Genomic DNA, 21258 nt, shown 5'->3' with positions numbered 1-21258 from the left:
AGTTAGGGAAGAAACTACCCTGCTCCGTTAGTCCAAAAAAAAAAGGCTGCATATGCACTGCCAGATCTTTAAGAAAAGCACCCGTTTGTTTTAGTGTAAAATTTTACAATCTTTCAAAATCCAATAAGGATTTTTATTGACCAAGCTAACTATGTATTAAAACCACGGGTTTCCACACTCCACATATCCAGAGTGTATGTGGAGTGTGGAAACCCGTGGTTTTACAAAAACTAACGGAACCTGTATGGTCTGACTCCGTTAGGCATATCTTACTACTTCATTAAAGCTTAAATTGGGTGCACACCAGTTTAACGTCTCACTCTGCTTTTACCTTGAATTAGAACACTTCTACTGTTTCCCTATATCATCAAGATTCTTTGACCCAAAGTTATCAAGCAATGGCCAGCACTTCATCTGTTGATGCTGGTTGAAGCCATGACCCAGTCAAGTGAAATCATATTTTTATCACAAGAATATCGCCTACGTTTTTTGATATGTTTTAGCGGTGGAGTAATATCAGTGCGAAAACAGTTTCCAATGCCCTTCGGAGACAACTTCGACCTCTCCATCGATCACTTTGATGGCGGTTTGATCATCAATTGCATACGCCGACCCCTGCATCCCGGCGGCCCATCTCTCTGCATTAGCCATCGTGTTATACGGCAGCATCTCGTGATCCAAATGCGGGAACATTGCAAAATCGACAAGTCCCAGCGTTTCATCACCACCGTTGGGTGGATTCCAGCCAACGAAGAAGTCCCCGATGTTAGGTGCCATCACCATGCTCCCAGCACTCATTCCCACATAGACTGCGTGCAGCGACGGCAAGAGGTCTGCCAGCCCGGATTGCCGCATCCAATGGCACAGGTAGAGGGAGTCGCCGTCCGACACCAGCAGGACGTCCGTCTCCTGGACCAGCGGCACCCAGCGGTCTTCGTCGATGCTTGGCAGCGCTGTGAGCTCCAAAACGCCGACGGACTTCCAGCCCAGGTCGACCATGGGATTCTCTTCTTTCCCGCTGATGAACTGCCAGGCTTTGACGCCGGGGCCGACCCAGGGGTGTCCGTACATCGCGGTGGGGATGCACAGGGCGTTGGAGTGGGCGATTGGCTTGCCCAGCATGTCAACCAGCGCGTCATGTATGCTTTTGTTATTGATGCCTGCAGATGTAAGTAGTAATTTCATAATTTCAACTCCTTGTCGTTACAAGCTAAAATGCAAAATGAACATAATGGCGTACATACTGCATTTTAACCTATTTTTTCATATCCCTATTCTCAACGGTAACCCCTTATTCTGTGTGCGGAAATCTTAAAAATGATTTTCACCTCCCCAACATTTAATAATGTTGATGAATGATGAAAGATAATTGATAATCGACTTTTACCTCTACCCGAATCATATTATTTTTTGATTTATCCTCTAAAAATTTTAGATGGATTTATTTAATATTCTTCACTTTCAATCAAAAATCCTTTTTATATTAACCTCCCCCGATAGTTTAAGTACATCATTTCACAATCTTTCTTGCAAAAAGAAAAAGACGACCTCCTTCTTGAAGTATCGCCCCCGTTAATTGAAGAACTTAATCATTATTTTTTAAAAATTTTTTGATAGTAATATATAAAACTAAAGCTATAAATAAAGAGATAAGAAAATATCGTAAATCAATTTTCACACATCCAATACATTCCGTTAAGTAATCATAAATAACGAATAAAAGAAGAAATATTGATACTGCAAAGAAAAGTTTAGATGCACTTTTGTTTCTTGTTGTCATAAAAAATCCCCTAATTAAAATTTACTACTTATGATAAATCATTCCACAACATAACCTCTTCTTATTTCAACTATCCTGCTAGTTAGTGAAAAAGCGATTGCTCTTATTGAACAATCGCCCTCGTTTACCAAAATATTAACTCCAAACAAGTTGTTTTGTTAGGATCAATTTTCCAGGATGTTGAACAAATCCTAGTTTTTTATTTACAGATAACATCGGGTAATTGGTGGATAAGTTATTTGTTCGCATACGAATATATCCCATAGGAATGGATTTTGAAATAGCTTTTAATTTTAATGCTGTTGCAATGCCATTTCCACGCATTTCCTCAATAGTTCCTGTGAAAAAATTGTAAATCTCATTTTTATTTCTATTAAACAAAACAGTCATCCCTATCCAACGATTATCGATAATGGCGAGGATAATATTTTCTTCTTTGAAGGTTTTTAATAAAGACACTGCCATATCCTTTCCCATTTCAGTTCCATTGCAATCAGGAGAATCCTTTAGTAAAGTTCTAAACAATTCGCATAACAGTTCAAAATGTTCATCTCCTGGATAATGCTTCATAGTTTTGAATGTTAGACCATTTTTCTCGTGCTGATTTAACTTGTCTTCTATCCTTGTAAGAGAATGAGTAGATAAATCAAGTACCGACTCAAACTGGACTTCCTTTACAATAAATGCATACTTTTCTGCCCACTTTTTAGATTTTAAATCGCCTTCATTTATAATGGACTGTATTCCAAGGGGTTTGGCATCTATTACAGAACTCCAAAGAACCGATTCAATTATTCTTCCAAATCCTTGGCTCTGATAATGCTTATCTACAAAGATTTTTTCAAAGAGGAAACCAGGAGGAATGTTAGGTGTTTCACTAACAACAAAACCAAAACCAATGATTCGTTTATTAAGCTCAAGTACAACCCGCTTTATAATTGGAGAATGATTATAGGTATTGTGATTATTTTTGAAAGTCTCTAAACTAATGGGTTCATTATTAAATTGGTTTATTATTTGCAAAACACTCGGCGAGTCATCTTCTATAACCATATCACGAATTACCATTTCCATAGCATTCCTCCGTTCTTTTAAGCTTTCACTAGTCGAGTAGAAAGGAACCTCTCTACCTTACGGTAGATTGTGTTCCTCCCCTCACAGAACCGTGCTTGCGCTATTAACGCACACGGCTCCTCCAAATTATCATTCACAGAATATAGCTAATTTCTTTTCTTAAATCATAAATATTCACTTTGATTCTTGGTGAAGGTAGTGGATATTTATTAAGAAAGAGCCTGAATTTGTCCCAAGTAAAGGATTTCCTTTGGCTTCTTCTGTTTAGCCATTTGTATAGTAAGCATTCGATTTTCTCTTTAAAGTTGTTAACAGTTTGGGTATTATCTGTGATGCAATAATAGTTGTAGTAACCTATTAGTGAGCGTTTAAATCTATCCATAATCATATGAATATCTTTATTCCTATTATTCTTCAGCCATTCTTTAGTTCCTTTTAGTTTGCCTTGGACTTTCTTCCTGCTCGTTTTCCGCTTTACTCGGAATTTCCCGTGCTTACTTATCCCACAATAGTGAGTAAATCCAAGGAAGTCGAAGGTACCCGGTTTGCCAATTCCGTCACGTTTTGCATTCTTCTCCGCAAACCGTCCGAAGGGAATTATTTTAGTTTTATCCTCGGCTATTTCTAGGTTAAATTTCTTTAATCTCGCTTTTAATGAATGAAAGAATTGCTCGGCTTCACTTTTATTCTGAAAACAACAAACAAAATCATCTGCGTATCTTACTATATACGCCTGGCCTTTACATTGTTTCTTAACCACTTTTTCAAACCATAGATCAAGAACGTAATGGAGATAGACATTGGCTAATATCGGAGATATCACTCCACCTTGCGGTGTACCATTGTCTGTCTTGTATTTCTTACCTTCCTCCATGTATCCACCTTTAAGAAACCTGCTGATTAGTCTCAGTAGGTTAGTGTCAGTGATTCGGAGTTTCAAGAATTCCATCATCCATTTGTGGTCAACGTTATCAAAGAAGCCTTTAATATCTACATCTACTACATAGCTTATTGCTCTCTTCTCAATATAATGATTCAGTATTTTCAGTGCATCGTGGCAGTTTCTATTTGGACGGAACCCAAATGAGCAGTCTAGAAAGTCATTTTCATAGATGGCATTTAGTATTTTCGTAATGCCTTTTTGAACAATTTTATCTTCTTGTTCCGGTATTCCCAATGGTCTCATCTTGTTTGAGTTGAGCTTTGGGATATACATTCGTCTTACTGGAACAGGACGATAACTTTTGCTTTTGAGCCTACTTACTAAGTCCTCTATGTTTTCTTCTAAACTTTCATCGTATTGCTCTTTAGTAGTACCGTTAATCCCAGTTGCCTTCTTATTGGGTAGTTCAAGATGGCATTGAATTAATGCTTCCTTATCTAAAAGATGTGCAAGAGATGTAAATTTCATTTTAGGATTAGATTTTGCTAATTCTGCTATCCTTAGTAGTTTTGTTTCCATTTATTTATACCTACCTCTGTGTGTAGTAAATGTGTCCCTAGTAAGGGTGATAACTGGTAGCTAGCCTTTCCTCCATCGGCATTACCCAACTTCATTGGTACTACGCTGCTATCCGACTCCCTACACGGCATTTGGTTTCCTCGCTTTTTATCACTTGTAGACCATACTCTTCTATTAAAATAAGAAAAGACCGGTAGGGTCTCCCGAGTTGCCGTATCATATCAATGTGTAACGTGCCAAGGTCTCTGACCCCAGAGAGGTTTTACCCTTCTTGCCATTAACGAAAGATAAAATGTAGCTTTCTGAACGCAGGTATGTCATCAGCCCTCTCGATTTTCTAACATTATGGAGCTCAATCCCTTCAACCCTTGGGCTTTCGGCCCGCCACCTAACTGTCTACGCTTAAAGACTAAAGTTACCTTTAGTCCTTCAAGACTCGCTACGAGCGAATGGCTAGTTCTTACTCGACGGGAATCCCACCCGCTATATGATACGACCTATGCTCGGCCGCACACCTGCCCGTTAGCTCCACAAAAAAGAATCGCCGCAGCAATCCCATCTTTAACTCTTGCACCCGTTCGTAATATAAGGTTAGTCAGATTTTTCTGGTTGACCTTTTTCATATGGTCTTATGATTACGGTAGTCGGGGTAGAACGTCGCACCCGTGGGATTCAATCCCGTTAGCTAAACTGTTCACCCCCTACTTGTATAAACATGTTTCAGGCTGGTTGGGACATAGATCCCGTTTAACAAGCGAACCTATGACATTACAAGAAGCCTTAGGGGATACCGACTAATATTGCATTTCAGGGAGGAGATAAAGTATGAATCCAGTCATTGGTCTGGATGTATCAAAAGGGAAAGTCAGGTACAAGCTTTTTTAGATAAAGGTAAGCCATACCGTAAGAGCTTTAGTATTAATCATGATCTTGAGGGTTTGGGGAATTTATTAGATTTCCTTCAAGAAGTTGAGAAATCAGCAGGTGGTCATCAACCTTCGGTCGTTTTAGAATCAACTGGGCACTATCATATTCCCGTTATTCAGTTTTTAGAGGAACAAAAATATGTTTATATTATCGTCAATCCTCTTATCTCACACAGAGCCAAGAGCTCAAGCCTAAGAAAGGTAAAAACAGATGCAATCGATGCTTATCACCTTTGTGAATTGTATTATAAAGAAGAATTAGAGCCTTACAAGAAGCGTGGAGTTCAACTCTTAAACCTTCGTAATCTCACAAGACAACAAGAGAGTATTGCAGAAATATCAGCGAAAACAAAGTTACAGCTTCATTCTTTAATCGATCAGGTATTTCCAGAGTATCGAGGTGTATTTGGAAGCCTATATTCGAAAGTATCATTGCTTACTTTACTAGAGTTCCCTACTTCTAAGGCTGTATTAAGTGTGAGTGAAAAAGAGTTAACGGATACAATAGCTTCATTATGTATGAGTCGTTCGGAGTCATGGGCAAAGGAAAAAGCACAGAAGTTAAGAGAAGCAGCCCTTCGTGATCCTTTTCAAAACAATCTCTATGATAGTCATATTTTCAACCTTGAAATTTTGGTTAAGATTGTTCTTCAATACCAAGAGCATCTATCCAATATTGCGGATGAAATAGATGCCCTCGCTAGCGAAATTGAAGAATATGAAATCCTTCAATCTATCCCTGGAATCGGAGAAAAATCGCTGCAACGATTATTTCTGAAATCGGAGAGATAGATCGGTTTAATGGTGCCAAGAGGTTGGTTGCATTCGCTGGAATAGATCCTAGTGTGTACTCTTCAGGAAAGTTTACTGCATCGGTAAACCGAATAACCAAACGTGGCTCGTGTAGGCTTCGCCACGCCTTGTATATGGCTGTTCAAAGTGGTATTCGGGAATCCCGTAAAAGAAAACGACTGATGAGATTATTCCACGCAATAGAAGACTACGAGAGTTTTACGATAAGAAACGAGAAGAAGGAAAACCCTTTAGAGTAGCGATCATTGCCTGTACAAATAAGCTCTTACATTGGATTTACGCCTTATTAAAAAGCAGATCTACTTTCCAAGATATAGCTTAAAATCTATATCTAACTAAATACAACAAAACCTTCCAAAAAGAGCATAACGGAAGGTTATTTGGCATGAATATTTTTAGTATAACATGAGGTTATTAAACTTTTAATTGAAAAATGTTGACAAACTATTAGCTGGTTTAGTTCAACAAGATATATTTATCAAAAAGTTTACTTGCAATTTATTGTTCAACTCCATAGTAATGCTTCAATATTTCACGGATAATCTCTTCCTGACTTTCTTCCGCACCATTACTTTCCGTCATAAATTCATCGCTACATTTATCTTTTGTTAGCTTGAAACCTGTATAATTTAAATCGATTTCTTCGTCATAGTCAAATGTTGAAAATCCAAGCGTTCCGAATAAACTAACACATTTATTGCTAATTGGAGTTCGATCACCTTTTTCATCTACATAATAGTATTTATCCGTTACTGTGCCATAATCCATATCAGGTTTCGAAGTTACGAAATATCCTTTTTCATTAATAACATGCACTTCATAGCCATTTTCAGTTTTAACCATCGGTGCCCCTTTGATATTGTAGAAAGCAAAAACATCTCCTTCAAATCCTTTAGGTATCAAGTAAATATCGTCAGTTTCATTGTTTTTGTCAATGACAAAGATAGTTAGCGATGTTATTGTACCTGATATTAATATACTTAAAAGTACATTAGTTAAATGGGAAAAACGTTTAATCTTCCCAATTAATATATAGATAATAAAGGCTATGATACTCACCAAGAACAAAATTGGAGTGATATACAACATTCCGAAGATTAAACTTTCTCCAATTGAAAAATAGTAAATATCAGGTTCTCTTTTTGATAATGGAATGTAATTTAATAATGAAACAAATAGTGAAATAATTATTGATATAATTACTGATGCAAAAATAACTTTTATTAACCTCACGAAAGAATTGCTCCTCCATCTACTTTTCTATGTACCTATACTACCTACATCCTTATCTTAACAAATAAATGATTAGGAAAATATCCGTAAATTTTCGAATTTCCTGTTCAACTATCCTACTTCTTTAGTTCAATAAAAAAAACCCGACTGGGTTGGCAGCCGGTTCTTTAAGGAAAGTCCTTTATAGTTTAAGTGAAAACCTTCACAATATTTAACGAAAAAAATACTCCCTATTTACCTTAACGGGTAAATAAACGGGACATATTAAAAAGGCAAACACAACCGTGCTTGCCTTTTTATAGCAATGTAGAATTATATAATACTTATGGAATACTTATGCTTATGTGACAGGTTGCATTCTTAATATTGAAGGACAATGTCCGTACACTGGCAAAATCTATCCGAGCGCTACATTTATAAGAATAAAAGTATATTTTTTCCTGTCTTAAGCAACATAAAGGAAAACAGCTAAGGAGTATTATAAAGTTGGTAGCTATAATTAGAATTAGTCTTTTATTAATACCGTGGTCAACTGTTTTCTTTATTCCAAAAAATGTGTTTAAAAAATATACACCCGTTGCAATCTTAGCGTCTTTACTTGTTGCGATTAATTCTATGTTATCTGTTCCTTTTAAATGGTGGACAGTAAAAGGCGGATTACTAAATAAAGTTATTAATGATTTGAGCTTTACATTAGGGCCATTCTTTATAGGCACGATTTGGATTTTTCGTTTGACCCTTCGGAAAATTCTGGTTATACCTTTTGATTAATACGTTTATGGACTTATTTCTTTCTTATCCGATTAACTGGATAATGCAAAAATTAAAGGTCTATAAATTAGTAAATTATAAATCCAAACACGTTTTTTTTGTTTCGATCTGCTTTGCTCTTGTTATTTACCCCTACCAATTGTACATATCTCGAACAAAATCCAGTGAATAAAACTGGATTTCTTTATTATCTCTTTGGCTTTAAGTCTAACCTCACCCGTTAGAATAAGTAAAAAGATGTTGCCGCAGCAACACCTTGTTTTACTTGTGATGCGTTTTCCACTTTAATTTAGGAGTTCTTTTTATTATCTCTTGCAGCTTGTTTCCTTGCTTTCTTACTTAATCCTTGTTCTGAACCAAATTCCGTATCGGCTTTGCTTCCACCAGTATGAGGTTGGTTACGATTGTTATTTTTATTGGTCATTATTTGTATTTCCTCCTTATTATGTATGTTGGGCTAGCAACATCTTTTATAATGCTTAAAATGGCAGGAGAATATACCTAATTTCTCTTTATTTCTTTATCGGAGGAAAGCACAAAATTAAGCATTAAGAACTATATGAGGTTCTATTGGAGACAGTTTTTTAAGAATCTAAGAACTCTGTTTGAAGTTTATCGATATGCCTTTATCCCATTTTCAAATGCTTCTACATCGTTATTTTCCACCCCATGCAGGGCTTCTTGTAATGCGAAGGTACTTCTATAAAACTTAACTCGTTCAGCTATTTCGGTTCCATTTGGATACAAATTCAAACATATATTAAAAAAATCTTTCCCGTAACTGGATAGGATTCCTGCAAAGTCATAGGCGGGGTCACCTATACCACTGCCGCCAAAATCTATAATCCCCGATAGTTCATAGGTATCAGGATTCCATAGAATATTGGTTGCCCCAAAATCACCATGGATCAAAGTGGTGTTTAAGTTTATGCATGTTTTGCTATATAGGAAGGTTTCAAACGAATCAGAGATTTGTCGTTGTGCTTCTTCCCTCATAAAGGGATACAGTTTAATTTGTATTCTTTGATAGAGGTTTATCATTTGTTCACGGGGATTGGTTTCCTTTAATGGCAGTGTTTTTTTAGAAGTGGAATGTATCTCGATAAGAAAGTTAACAAGTTGTGATGCAAGTCTATTTAATACTTCTTCATCTTTAATGCTTGCGAAACTTGTTTTCCATAATGGAGACCCTTGAATTAACTCATAGCCGACAAAAGCTTTCCCTGCTTCCCAATTTTCAAAAGATTGATAGATAGGATTTGGTATCGGAATAGATACATTGCTATAAATAGCTTCTAATATCTCAGTCTCTTTTTTTAAATTATCTATCCCCATTTGATACTTTGGAAATCTAAAAACGATTGATCCATTTACAATTATTACATCATTATTTTGGCCAATTTCATTTAGCTGACAATCCAGGATGGACAGGCTAGGGTAAACCTGTTTAATGCGCTCTATATATTTCTCCATTTTCTGTACTCCCTTTTAACTCTGCTTCATTCATGACAAAACGGCAGACTAAATCAAGGGGATTTAGCTGCCTTATTACTCTTACCAATTTACGTTCGCATCTGGTGCCTTGTCGGCTACAAGATTTAATTGAATGTTGTGCTCTAGATACGCTTTTAATCCAGAGAGTACCATTGTGTATCCTCCCATTGAATCAATCGCTTGGTTTACCATTTCATCGCCAGTTCCAGAAAAGCCTGAGTTTGTGATGGAAACAAAGGTTTGATTATCTGTTCGGGGAGTAAATAGCCACTCAACCTGTGTACCGTCGGTCCATTCAATTCTAATTACCTTGTTTTGCTCTAATTTCTTAACATATAATTCATCCCCAACACCATACATTTCCCAGTCCCACCTGACCGTTTTACCCTCTTCTAATCTTCCGCTGCTTTTGGTGAACCAGAACTTTGTAGTGATTTCAGGGTTGATAAAAGCTTCATATACTTCCCCAACGGGTTTGCGAATAAGCATTTCTGCTTTTACAACGGGTTTTTCGTTTAGTGTTATCATTCAAAATACTCCTTTTTATTCCTTTATTCATAGCCTGTTATCACTATGTTTTCTAATTCACTGATGATTTAAAACCAATTTCCTTTAATACTTTTTCAGATAATCGATTAGCAATTAATTTATAGCCAGCAGGATTGGGATGTAAAGAATCACTGAAATACGTACTTTTGGGTTTATCTTGAAATAGATCAAGCGTGGCTACATATTCAATTCGATCGAAATTATCTGTCACTTTGACAATTTCATCATTCCAATCTTTTATGGTGCTTAGAATTTCCTTGCGATTTGAATATTCGACATAGGGTTGATATAAACCTAGCACAAAAATAGGAGCAGAAGAATTATTTTTCCTTATGCTTTCAAGGATTTTAGTAAGGTTGGTTGTGAATGTAACTTTACCATCATTTACTCTTTTTACATCAAGTGGGTTAAATTGATAATTAGCACTCTTTCTAAAATCATTCGTTCCGATATAAAGAATGATATAACTAGCCTTTTTAATCTGCGTGTTGATTTTTTTATCCTGCAGTTGTTCGAGAACTTTATCACTAGAATACCTTGGTATAGCGAAGTTACTCACTTTGACAGGAGTTTTCTGTATATCTTCCAGCTTCACTTTAATCCCATCTATGTATCCCTTTTTTGCAGGGTCCCCTATTCCATGTGTGATGGAATCACCGAGGGCTACAAGATTAATGACCTTAGTACTGGCCGAAGAGCCATGAATACCGGTATAAGTTCCAAACAGGATTAATATCATACAAAATAATAATAAATAATTTTTCATTATAAAACTCCTATTTGTGTTGATTTATTTAGGAGTTTTCCCAGTGACACCCAGACTCATGTAGGATCTGTGAGTTTAACTCCAAGTGTAATGTTAATTTTTTGAAGTCATGAAGGCTGATGGATTTAACTCTTCACTTTCAATCACAATAGCTGTTAATCCATTTTCTGATTTTGTTTCGTGCCATTCGTCTTTTTCCCAAAACACAGCATCACCAGGTTGTACTTTATGATATTCTTCCTGATTAATACTTACCAAACCTTCTCCATTTAAGATTAACAATAGTTGGGGTCCTACTGCTTGGTGAAAACCTATCAAGCCATTTCCACCTAAATGCATACAACCAATTGAAGCATCCTTATTTGTTTGTATGATTCGAGTCATAATAAAATCAGAATTAAATTTTGTAATCTGCTTACCATTCTCTTTACTAAAGGAATAAAATTTCATAAGGATTTGTACCTCCATTGATCAAATCTATATCCTACATATTCAAGAGATTTATGTCATAATCCTCTAAGATAAATAAAGATATATACATGAAAATAAGTAGTTCAGCCATTGTGGAAAACCTTAAATTACAGACTAAATAACAGTTGAAATTCATACAGTAAATAGCACTAAAAAAAGCTCAGAGTTTATATTGTAAAGGGTTCCATTTTCGGGTGCTTTGTTATTATAGAGGGTCAAAACTTCTGTTATTTGCAGTACCGTTTTTAGTACCAATTTTATTGATCTTTATAGCTGGTCGATAAAAAGCTGTTGATTCCTGCATCCAGAATTCAGAAGGTCCGCCATATCGGCTGGGGGATACGGTTAAACATCCGATCTGATAAATAGACGGAAAAATTTCGCTTATTTTGTAAATAGCCTTGAAATTCGCTTAAATAGACGGAGAGATTCCGCCTATTGATTCGAAAAACGTTAAAATGGTGGATATTGCTTTGAATAACCGGAAAACCTCCCCTTATATCCCCCGAAACGAACCCTATTCTGAAACTAACCGGAAAATCTCCGCTTATTTTACTTTTACTGGTTACTGATTAAGGGCAATACATCTAAAAAGGGAGTGAGTTTTATCTCAAAAATCCAAGAGAACCTCATTTTGATGCATTACGGTTAACCTTACACAAGTAAAAGAGGTTATATTTATATAAATAAGGTTTTTATATTCCTAATAAAGAAACTCGCCAATTATGATCTGACCCAATAACGATTCCAAAACGACTGCTGAGCTCTTCTTTTATGGGAGTAATCTACAATTAACAGTCCTTTGATCGAAAATTGATTAAAGTGCTATTTGTTTTAAAGCTTCTCTCTTGCTAAACTTTGATAATGGATATTTACTTGCCAATTCTATTACTTTATTAGGGTAATCTTTTCCATATTCTCTTAGTGCACAACTAATAGCCTTATTTATAAAAAATTCATTTGTAGCTTGTGTTTTAGAAATAATATCTTCCAGTAATTTGATGTTCTGTTAATTCTATTGTATCTCCACGTTATCTGAACTACTAAACGTAAGAAAAGAGCCTTTTTTATGGAAGGGCTCCTCTTCTTTTCTTTTTCTTAATCTATGATTTTGTTTAACTCATCTTGCAAAACAATTGCATGATTATATACAGGATCCTTTGCTCCGTACAGTAGAGTAACTCTCCCCTTTGATGTCATGGTAATAATTTCTTTTATTATCTTCTGTTTCTGTTCATCCGTACGCAATTCCTCTATGTATTTTACACGAAACTCCTCAAACAACTCGGGCTTGTGGCAAAACCACTTACGAAGCTCAGGACTAGGAGCCACCTCCTTCTGCCAAGCCGTCAACCTAGCAGCCTCCTTCGAAATCCCACGCGGCCACAATCGATCCACTAAAATCCGAAAACCATCTGACTCATCATATGATTCATAAACTCTTTTCAAGAAAAAATCCCCCACTAGAAACCCCTCCTTATTAAGCGTTTTGGGTTAGTGTCCATTCCACGTGGACACTGTCCACGGACGGTGACAGGCACCCATTTAAGCACCCATCAGTCCTCATCCTTAATATCGTGGTCTTCTGGGATGGGTTCGCTGAGGATTTCTTCGACCAGGTGTTTGTATTTTTCGATTTGTTTTAGATGGGTGTTGAATTGTTCTTTGTTGATGATCCAGCCTTCTCCGTCATGGATGGCTCGGATTTTTTTTTGTTTGATTAGTTCTTCTATTTTTGTTTCTGGCATGGATAAATATTCTGCTGTTTCTTTTATGGTTAGATACATATCATTCATTCCTCGCCCGTAAAGGTAATATTATTTACAACTCTTCCCGCTCTTCCTTTTGTGGTCACTGCCTGTGAAAGTGAGTTTAGGATTGCTTCCTCTGCTGCTTCTGCAGCGCCCGTAAATAGCTGGTTCATCAGGGGATGGTCTTCGCGAAGCTGGATCCTTTCTTCCGTCGATTCTTCGGAAAAATGGTCTGATTTATGAGCTGTCGAAAAGGCAATGACAATATCCCCGCTGCCATGGCTGAAATGACTGCCTGTTCTGCCGAGACCAATTCCACAGCGTTTGGATAAACGCAATAGCTGCCTGTCACTTAAAGGAGCATCTGTTGCGAGCACAATGATAATCGAGCCATCTGATGTATCTGAGAGCCCCTCCACTTTTGAATACCGAAATGTCTGGTGTTCTTCCTTTTTACCAAAGTTGCTTAGAACTAAACAGCCAATGGTGTATTCTCCGATGGTACGCGAAGACGTACCAATCCCTCCTTTGTAACCAAAGCAAATCATCCCTTTACCAGCACCAACAGCCCCTTCCTCAGCCTGATGGTCTGAAGCATCTCTAATCGCTTCTATTGCATGCTCCGGTTTAACTGGAAATTTCCTAATGGAATTCAAGTAACTATCATTGCATTCTCCAACAACTATGTTAATTGTACCTGTTGTTTCCCCAATTTCAGGATTCTCCGCCAGCATGTATTCTAAAGTCCCTTGAGTGACAGCAGGTACTCCAAACGTATTTGTTAACATAATCGGTGATTCAAGCTGTCCCAATTCATTTACTTGAACTAGGCCGGTTGTTTTTCCAAAGCCATTAATCACATAACTCGAAGCTGTTACTTTCTGTTTAAATACATTGCCTTTGTGAGGCAGTATCGCTGTTACTCCGGTACAAGCATAGTCATCTCCTGCTTGATCCAGCGGATAATCAAGCGTTACATGACCTACCTTTACGCCTGCAACATCAGTAATGCAATTTTTTGGACCTGTCGGCAACATGCCAACACTTATTCCATTCTGCCTAACTTTCATCCTAACACTCCCGGACGGTGGTCGAGGAAGTTTTGGTAAGCAAAGCCTCTCACCTCATCCTCTTTAAAATGCTTTAATAATTCAATTATGAGATTTTGGGATTTCGAAGCGTCCTCTAAATCAGTAATAAACACTGATATTCCATCGAAATCAGAGCCTAACCCAATATGCTTCACACCGCCTAAAGAACAGAAGTGGTCGATATGCTTTATTAAGTCTGAAATTTTCACCTCTCCAGCTTCCTTTACGAATGGGGGGTAATAGACAACATGAACCATCGCATTTCTTTTAAACATCGCAGTCGCTTGTTCATCTGTTAAGTTGCGGAGATGATGACAAATAGATCTTGAATTTGAATGACTGGCGATTGGATATTTAGCTAATTGTATGACCTCCCAAATCCCCTTGTCGCTCAAATGAGAGATATCCGTCAGAATTTGATGGTCATTATTAAACTGCACGATCTCTTTCCCAAAAAGCGTAAGCCCGCCGCCACGTGGTTCGCCGGCTCCATCTGCAGCTAAATTCGCATTATTCCATGTCAAACCCACCGAACGAACACCCAGTTGATAAAGGATGTGGAGTTTCGTTATATCGTTGCCGATGGCGTCCACACCTTCAAGGGTTAGCATGGCACCAATTTGGCCGATATTAATGTTTTCAAAATCAGACCATTCTTTAATGTGAATCATATCTTGGTTTTTCCCGAGTACTTCTTTGTAAAAATAATCAATTTGTACGAGTGCTTCTTGAAATTTCTGGTCAGAAGGAATGTCTGGCTCAATAAATATGGCAAAGCACTGAACCTTGACTTGCCCTTTATGCAGCCTCATTTTATTCGTCTGCAATTCTTTTGCATTTGCAAAACGCAGCGAGCCTTTTCCTTCTGAAAGTTTAAGTAATGCATCACAATGGAGGTCAATTAATTTCATGATGAGCCCGACTCCTTTTTTAAAGGCTTTGTTAAAGGTAACTGTTGATTTTAGAACTCTGTTGATTTGTGCGGAAGGCGCGAGACTCCTCGAAAATGCTATCGCATTTTCTTCGTGCGTGGGCAGATTCGAGGAAGTAAATCAATGTCCTGCAGGAGGACGGGACAGGGGAGACCCCACTTATCTCTTAGCGCCCGAGGAGGCTTCCCGAACCGCCTGCGGAAAGCGAAGCGCCTCGGGACAGGCAGAGACGGCCTGTCCCTGCGGTGATTATTCGAAGAAGCATTCCTTAGTGGAGCACAAATCAACAGCCCAATTTAACATAGCCTTTTTAAAAAATTTTATCATAAATATCAGAGAAAGGTTAAATAAGGAAAGGTGTTATACCAAATACTAGCACTTATATAGTAAATTATTACCAGTATAATAACATTTAGAATATTATAAATTACCTATTAATCGCGATAAATAAATAGTAGAATTATGTATACACTATATTAATGGAGGTGGATTTACCTATGACAAATAAACCAATTCATTATGATGGAAGTATTCAAAACAATGAAACTTCCACAAGTAATTCAACAGCAAATGAGCAATTCACATTAACGGACGAAATGCGTTCAAGCATTAGTGGAAACCCTTACTTCAGCGAAAATAATAACTAAAAATAAAAGGAATTTGCCAAACGCAAATTCCTTTTATTTTTGGTTTTTATCTGATTTTGTATCTGCATAAACTTACATTCAATGCACAAACTAGAATGCAAGCTAGATACAGAAAGGATCGATACAAAAATGACAAAAGTATTGTACATAACAGCTCATCCTCATGATGATACTCAGTCTTATAGTATGGCAGTAGGTAAATCATTTATTGACTCATACAAAGAAGTGAATCCAAATCATGAAATTATTAATTTGGACCTTTACAAAGAGGATATTCCACATATTGACGTTGATGTCTTTAGCGGCTGGGGGAAGCTTCGGTCAGGAACAGACTTTAATGAGCTCTCCGCAGAAGAAAAAGCAAAAGTCGGCCGGCTTTCGGAGCTTAGTGAGCAATTTATTTCTGCTGATAAATATATATTCGTCACTCCATTATGGAATTTTTCCTTTCCACCTGTGATGAAAGCCTATCTTGATGCAGTATCAGTAGCAGGCAAAACCTTCAAATACACCGAAAAAGGTCCGATTGGCCTTTTAACAGATAAGAAAGCTCTTCATATTCAAGCCCGCGGTGGTATCTATTCCGAAGGACCTGCTGCAGCAATGGAGATGGGTCACCGCTACCTGGATATTATGATGCAATTCTATGGAGTCCCTTCTTTCGAAGGATTATTTGTTGAAGGGCATAATGCAATGCCTGACAAAGCTCAGGAAATCAAAGAAAACGCCATCGCGCGGGCTAAAGATTTAGCACATACGTTTTAATGCCTGAGAGCCAACAGCATACGTTGGCTCTTTGAACTTCCTAAGATTTTACGTGTTGTATTCCTATTTTACGTGCCAACCGTTTTTTCCACCTTAATACTTTCGTAAAAAGACAGGTTCTTTCCCCAAGATTCTTTTCCTGATGAGTTCGTGGGTAACACTTTGAATATACTCTATAGCTTGTGTTGAGTATGCGAGTACTCTCAGTGCAAATCCCGGAACCGCAAGCATGGAGACACCGATTCTGATTTCGGTAAGAGGCTCTAAAAGGTCATGGATTTCTTCTAATAATGCTTTATTCACCCGCTCATCAATGATAATCATCGTGCCGAAATGGGTATATCCCTCCATGTAGCCTATTCCTGTCATATCCTCATCTGGTTCTAGTTTGATATGATCAAATAAAACAAGCTGCTGTTCCAAATAGACTTCCATCTTCGATTGGAGTAAGTCATAGCGAAATAGAGTGCCATCCGGGGCCCAGCCCGGTGTAAAAATATCGCAGCAAACCAGAGAAGCACCATTGTCCATATGAACAATCATATTCTGCTTAAAGCATGCATGCTGATAAGCAATAACCGGATCTGGCAGATATTCTAAGAGACTTCCCTTTTTCAAATGAATGTCCATCTCTTGAATAGCTGGCTTTGTCTTTGTTTTATAAATCTTCGTGGAGGATTGAGTTGTTAACAAAACTTCCGCCTCCTCTTCTAAAACAATAGACATCTTATAAGAATCCCCGTCAACATAGCCTCCGCCAGGATTCATCACGTACCCATACGCCTCTCCGCCCGAAGTCAGATATACTGGCCTAGTTATTTTAAAAGCTCCCTCTGAATAGGTTTCTTTAAAAATGGTTTTCTCCTTTTTCCGCACTGCGGCTAGTCTTAAATATCCTGTGGTAATCACTTATCCCAATCCTACCAATAACGCATTTTTTTTTAGCCAATCTACGACGAGATCTAGTCCTATGTCTGTTTTCAAATTAGTAAAGATATATGGCTTCTTCCCTCTCGCGGCCTTCGTATCTTCTTCCATCACTTCCAAACTGGCTCCGACATACGGAGCTAAATCTATCTTGTTGATAATTAACAAATCTGATTTAATCATTCCTTGTCCGCCTTTGCGAGGGATTTTTTCCCCTTGGGCAACATCAATGATGTAAATAGAAAAATCAACAAGCTCCGGACTAAAGGTGGCAGCCAGGTTATCGCCACCGCTTTCAACAAAGATAATCGAAAGGTCCGGATGAGTTGCCTTTAATTCCTCCATGGCAGCAAAATTCATTGACGCGTCTTCTCGAATAGCAGTATGCGGGCATCCGCCAGTCTCAACTCCAATTATTCTATCAGCAGGCAGAACGCTGTTTTTCATCAGAAACTGCGCATCTTCTTTTGTATAAATGTCATTCGTTACAACAGCCATCTTAAATTCATCATTTAAGTATCTCGTTAATCGCTCGACCAGCATTGTTTTTCCTGCTCCTACTGGTCCGCCAATTCCAATCCGTACCGGTTCCATCCTCTCGCCTTCTTTCGTTTAAGTTTTACGACATGAACAATCGGACATGCAGCTTTTCATGGCGCATTTGCGCAATTTCAATCCCTGGCGCAACTGCTCCAAAATCGTCTATATCTATGGCTTCAATCCACTTAACTGTTTTCAACAAAACTGGATGTATTTCAAGTAGAATCCGTTGACCGGCTGTCTGACCAAGCGGGATTCCTCGAACGCCATTTTGAACAAGTGTGGCTATCGTAGAATGTAAGAAGATTAAAATGGCTTGGTTTCTATCAATCTTTAAAAAATGGCAAATGATCATAAGGGCTATTGCAGGATGTCCAAAAGCTTCATTTGCACGTATTTTTTTCAAATATTCTTCTAATAAAGGAATGGAATAGAGATCCATTCCCATTACCACTAGTCTTTCACCAATCCGACGATTCGCCTGTCTGGATTCTTCCGGCATATTCTGCACAAACAATTTTCGATCGAGGCTCCAAATCTCAGCAACATCTTGATTCATTAGTGCCTCAAGGGTTAAGCGACAGGCTAACCCATCGGAATAAGCTAGTTGTTTAACCAAATAAATCCGAATCCATTCAAAAAATGTTTCTTTATTATGGACTCTTTCGTCCTGAATATAGGTTTCTAATCCAAAAGAATGAGAAAAAGCTCCTGATGGAAAATTTGAATCTCCTAATTGCAGTAAGCTTAAAAGCTGACTATCCATGACTGTGACCGATATGTCGAAATGCCCTTTTTACTTTTCTTTCTTCCCTTGTAAAAGGAATCTCTAATTGGACGAGCAGCTCCTCAACGAGATAATCATATTGAACGAGCATTTCCTCTTCTTCAAACTGTGCAGGCAGATGGCGATTGCCCAGCTGATGAGCGATTTCACCCATTTGCTTTATATTTGCAGGACGAAGCACGAGAAGGTCATCACTTGTTACACTAACGACAATCATATTTCTTTCGTCCATAAATAAAATATCTCCATCCATCAAATCCTTCTGCTCCATTAAGCGGATTCCCACTTCTTTTCCATGGTCTGTTGTCACGCGCTGTATTCGTTTTACTAAGTCATCGCTTGATAAATAAACTCTTTCTATATGCCTGCCGGCAGACGAGATATCGTCCACGTTTCCAACGATCTTAGTAATAATCATACCTTTGCTCCTCCTAAAATAAGAAATAACGCTGTGCCATTGGCAGTACTTCTGCAGGTTCACAGGTTACAAGTTCTCCATCCACGATGACTTCATATGTTTGCGGGTCTACTTCAATTTTTGGCATTTCAGCATTGAGCTTCATATCCTTTTTTGAAAGTTGACGGGTTCCATGTGCCGGCTTAATTTGTTTTTTCAACCCCAATTTTTCATGAACACCAAGTTCAATTGCCACTTTTGACAAAAAGGTAATACATGTAGAGTATTTTGCCTTTCCAAAGGATGCAAACATCGGACGATACAAAACAGGCTGAGGAGTAGGGATGGAAGCGTTTGGGTCTCCCATCAAACTGTGGGCAATCATGCCACCTTTGATAACAATCTCAGGCTTAACTCCCAAAAAAGCTGGATCCCAAATCACCAAATCAGCCAGTTTCCCAATTTCAATGGAACCAACTTCATCGGCAATCCCATGGGTAATTGCTGGGTTAATGGTATACTTAGCGACGTATCGCTTCACACGGAAGTTATCTCCAATACCTGTATCCTCTGGCAATTTCCCTCTTTGCTTTCTCATTTTATCTGCTGTCTGCCAAGTCCTTGTAATCACTTCACCGACACGACCCATTGCCTGCGAATCTGAACTAATCATACTGAATACGCCCATGTCATGGAGAATATCCTCTGCCGCGATGGTTTCTTTACGGATACGCGAGTCAGCAAAAGCGATATCCTCTGGAACATCAGGGTCTAAGTGATGACAAACCATGAGCATATCCAAATGCTCATCTAATGTATTTTTAGTATAAGGACGTGTCGGATTGGTTGAGGAAGGAAGAATATAAGGGTAGCTGGCAACTTTAATAATATCAGGGGCATGCCCTCCCCCAGCCCCTTCAGTATGGTAAGTATGTATGACCCTGCCATGAATGGCAGCCAGCGTATCTTCGACAAACCCGCCTTCATTTAAGGTATCGGTATGGATGGCAACTTGGACATCGAATTGATCAGCCACCTGTAAGCAGTGATCAATAGCTGAGGCGGTCGTCCCCCAGTCTTCATGGAGCTTAAGCCCAATGACACCTGCATTCACCTGCTCGATTAACGGTGCTTCAGATGAGGAATTACCTTTTCCTAAAAAACCAAGATTCATCGGAAATTCTTCTGCTGCTTCCAGCATCCGGTGAATATTCCACACACCGGGAGTACAAGTCGTCGCATTGGTACCAGTAGCAGGACCAGTGCCTCCTCCAATCATAGTCGTAATCCCAGAGGATAGTGCTGTTTCAATTTGCTGAGGACTAATGAAATGGATATGGGCATCAATACCTCCGGCAGTGACAATCATTCCTTCGCCTGCAATGACCTCTGTTGAAGCCCCAATGACCATATCCACTCCATCCATAAGTAGTGGATTACCGCTTTTTCCAATTCCTGAAATTCTGCCATCTCTAATCCCGATGTCTGCCTTATAAATTCCTGTGTAATCAACAATAATTGCATTGGTAATGACAGCATCGAGTGCCCCATCAGCACGTGTAGCAAGCGGATGCTGTCCCATCCCGTCACGAATAACTTTGCCGCCGCCAAATTTCACTTCATCCCCATAAATGGTATAGTCCTTTTCAATTTCTATAAATAAATCGGTGTCAGCTAGTCGTATGGCATCCCCCTTAGTAGGACCAAACATGTCTGCATATTGTTTTCTAGACATTTTGAAACTCATGTTGGGTCCCCCTTTTTCGGTTCCAATGGACCATCGGTTTTATTATTTAGACCATAAACTTCACGCTTACCCGCAAATGGAACCAGCTCTACCTCTTTTGCATCACCAGGTTCAAAGCGGACAGCAGTCCCTGCCGGAATATTTAAGTGTTTTCCATATGCTTCCGACCGTTCAAATTGGAGAGATCCATTCACTTCAAAAAAATGAAAATGGGAACCTACTTGTACAGGACGGTCCCCTTTATTTAGTACCAGTACCTTAGAAGCTGGTCTCCCCTGATTACAGACAATCGGCTCTTGTCTTAATACATATTCTCCAGGAATCATACAATTCTC

General features: G+C 38.4%; 23 protein-coding genes and 1 pseudogene. 4 read left to right on the top strand and 20 right to left on the bottom strand.

Annotation, left to right across the window (positions count from 1 at the left end; translation table 11 throughout):
- Window positions 1-516: 516 nt before the first annotated feature.
- The 3 genes from QNH48_RS05090 to ltrA all read right to left on the bottom strand — a co-directional run bounded on the left by QNH48_RS05090 (window position 517) and on the right by ltrA (window position 4316).
- A complete protein-coding gene (locus tag QNH48_RS05090; RefSeq protein WP_283954048.1) occupies window positions 517-1185 on the bottom strand; it encodes a Type 1 glutamine amidotransferase-like domain-containing protein in 669 nt (222 codons plus the stop codon).
- Window positions 1186-1915: 730 nt separating this feature from the next.
- Window positions 1916-2854, bottom strand: a complete 939-nt coding sequence (locus QNH48_RS05085; protein ID WP_283954047.1) for a GNAT family N-acetyltransferase — start codon at window positions 2852-2854, stop codon at window positions 1916-1918.
- Window positions 2855-2987: 133 nt separating this feature from the next.
- Complete coding sequence (gene ltrA, locus QNH48_RS05080) at window positions 2988-4316, bottom strand: group II intron reverse transcriptase/maturase (RefSeq protein WP_283951264.1); 1329 nt, start codon at window positions 4314-4316, stop codon at window positions 2988-2990.
- Between the two features lie 825 nt (window positions 4317-5141).
- Here ltrA and QNH48_RS05075 point away from each other — a divergent pair.
- Window positions 5142-6377, top strand: a pseudogene (locus tag QNH48_RS05075) (IS110 family RNA-guided transposase).
- A gap of 176 nt (window positions 6378-6553) precedes the next feature.
- On the opposite strand, the gene QNH48_RS05070 reads toward QNH48_RS05075, so the two are convergent.
- A complete protein-coding gene (locus tag QNH48_RS05070; RefSeq protein WP_283954046.1) occupies window positions 6554-7288 on the bottom strand; it encodes a DUF6843 domain-containing protein in 735 nt (244 codons plus the stop codon).
- Between the two features lie 486 nt (window positions 7289-7774).
- On the opposite strand from QNH48_RS05070, the gene QNH48_RS05065 reads away from it, so the two are divergent.
- Window positions 7775-8059, top strand: a complete 285-nt coding sequence (locus QNH48_RS05065) for a hypothetical protein (protein ID WP_283954045.1) — start codon at window positions 7775-7777, stop codon at window positions 8057-8059.
- Window positions 8060-8348: 289 nt separating this feature from the next.
- On the opposite strand, the gene QNH48_RS05060 is transcribed toward QNH48_RS05065, so the two are convergent.
- From QNH48_RS05060 to QNH48_RS05015, 10 genes are all read right to left on the bottom strand, one after another.
- Window positions 8349-8483, bottom strand: coding sequence for a hypothetical protein (locus QNH48_RS05060; protein WP_283954044.1), 135 nt, complete (start codon window positions 8481-8483; stop codon window positions 8349-8351).
- A gap of 188 nt (window positions 8484-8671) precedes the next feature.
- Window positions 8672-9532 (bottom strand): phosphotransferase family protein, encoded by an 861-nt coding sequence (locus QNH48_RS05055; protein WP_283954043.1) that lies wholly within the window; start codon window positions 9530-9532, stop codon window positions 8672-8674.
- Between the two features lie 81 nt (window positions 9533-9613).
- Complete coding sequence (locus tag QNH48_RS05050; RefSeq protein ID WP_283954042.1) at window positions 9614-10081, bottom strand: SRPBCC family protein; 468 nt, start codon at window positions 10079-10081, stop codon at window positions 9614-9616.
- A 52-nt stretch (window positions 10082-10133) separates the two neighbouring features.
- The gene (locus QNH48_RS05045; RefSeq protein WP_283954041.1) at window positions 10134-10868 is read right to left on the bottom strand and encodes a GDSL-type esterase/lipase family protein; all 735 of its coding nucleotides are present in this window, start codon (window positions 10866-10868) and stop codon (window positions 10134-10136) included.
- A gap of 93 nt (window positions 10869-10961) precedes the next feature.
- Entirely contained in the window at window positions 10962-11318 is a 357-nt protein-coding gene (locus tag QNH48_RS05040) for a cupin domain-containing protein (protein ID WP_283954040.1), read from the bottom strand.
- Window positions 11319-12156: 838 nt separating this feature from the next.
- Window positions 12157-12333, bottom strand: coding sequence for a DNA alkylation repair protein (locus QNH48_RS05035; RefSeq protein ID WP_283955684.1), 177 nt, complete (start codon window positions 12331-12333; stop codon window positions 12157-12159).
- A gap of 104 nt (window positions 12334-12437) precedes the next feature.
- Complete coding sequence (locus tag QNH48_RS05030; RefSeq protein WP_283954039.1) at window positions 12438-12788, bottom strand: DUF488 domain-containing protein; 351 nt, start codon at window positions 12786-12788, stop codon at window positions 12438-12440.
- Window positions 12789-12895: 107 nt separating this feature from the next.
- Window positions 12896-13126: an excisionase family DNA-binding protein gene (locus QNH48_RS05025; RefSeq protein WP_283955683.1), complete on the bottom strand. Its 231-nt coding sequence runs from the start codon at window positions 13124-13126 to the stop codon at window positions 12896-12898.
- Between the two features lie 5 nt (window positions 13127-13131).
- Window positions 13132-14160: a DmpA family aminopeptidase gene (locus QNH48_RS05020; RefSeq protein WP_283954038.1), complete on the bottom strand. Its 1029-nt coding sequence runs from the start codon at window positions 14158-14160 to the stop codon at window positions 13132-13134.
- Window positions 14157-15092, bottom strand: coding sequence for a dipeptidase (locus QNH48_RS05015; protein WP_283954037.1), 936 nt, complete (start codon window positions 15090-15092; stop codon window positions 14157-14159). The genes QNH48_RS05020 and QNH48_RS05015 overlap by 4 nt, the downstream gene beginning before the upstream one ends.
- 518 nt (window positions 15093-15610) lie before the next feature.
- On the opposite strand from QNH48_RS05015, the gene QNH48_RS05010 reads away from it, so the two are divergent.
- Entirely contained in the window at window positions 15611-15760 is a 150-nt protein-coding gene (locus tag QNH48_RS05010; RefSeq protein ID WP_283954036.1) for a hypothetical protein, read from the top strand.
- Window positions 15761-15889: 129 nt separating this feature from the next.
- Complete coding sequence (locus tag QNH48_RS05005) at window positions 15890-16525, top strand: FMN-dependent NADH-azoreductase (protein ID WP_283954035.1); 636 nt, start codon at window positions 15890-15892, stop codon at window positions 16523-16525.
- A 93-nt stretch (window positions 16526-16618) separates the two neighbouring features.
- On the opposite strand, the gene QNH48_RS05000 is transcribed toward QNH48_RS05005, so the two are convergent.
- The 6 genes from QNH48_RS05000 to QNH48_RS04975 are packed head-to-tail and all read right to left on the bottom strand — an operon-like array spanning window position 16619 to window position 21249.
- Complete coding sequence (locus QNH48_RS05000; RefSeq protein WP_283954034.1) at window positions 16619-17434, bottom strand: urease accessory protein UreD; 816 nt, start codon at window positions 17432-17434, stop codon at window positions 16619-16621.
- The gene (gene ureG, locus QNH48_RS04995; protein WP_283954033.1) at window positions 17435-18046 is read right to left on the bottom strand and encodes an urease accessory protein UreG; all 612 of its coding nucleotides are present in this window, start codon (window positions 18044-18046) and stop codon (window positions 17435-17437) included. It lies immediately after the preceding gene.
- A gap of 25 nt (window positions 18047-18071) precedes the next feature.
- A complete protein-coding gene (locus QNH48_RS04990; protein WP_283954032.1) occupies window positions 18072-18758 on the bottom strand; it encodes an urease accessory protein UreF in 687 nt (228 codons plus the stop codon).
- A complete protein-coding gene (gene ureE / locus QNH48_RS04985; protein WP_133371220.1) occupies window positions 18751-19197 on the bottom strand; it encodes an urease accessory protein UreE in 447 nt (148 codons plus the stop codon). Before ureE ends, QNH48_RS04990 begins: the two co-directional genes overlap by 8 nt.
- Before the next feature lie 13 nt (window positions 19198-19210).
- Window positions 19211-20923 (bottom strand): urease subunit alpha, encoded by a 1713-nt coding sequence (gene ureC, locus QNH48_RS04980; protein WP_283954031.1) that lies wholly within the window; start codon window positions 20921-20923, stop codon window positions 19211-19213.
- On the bottom strand, window positions 20920-21249 hold the full coding sequence (locus QNH48_RS04975) for an urease subunit beta (protein WP_283954030.1): 330 nt from the start codon (window positions 21247-21249) through the stop codon (window positions 20920-20922). The genes ureC and QNH48_RS04975 overlap by 4 nt, the downstream gene beginning before the upstream one ends.
- Window positions 21250-21258 lie beyond the last annotated feature (9 nt).

Origin of the sequence: Neobacillus sp. YX16, assembly GCF_030123505.1 — a bacterium.
Lineage (GTDB): Bacteria > Bacillota > Bacilli > Bacillales > Cytobacillaceae > Neobacillus.
Note: the sequence above shows the minus strand (reverse complement) of the source record. Positions and strands in the feature narration are given on the sequence as shown.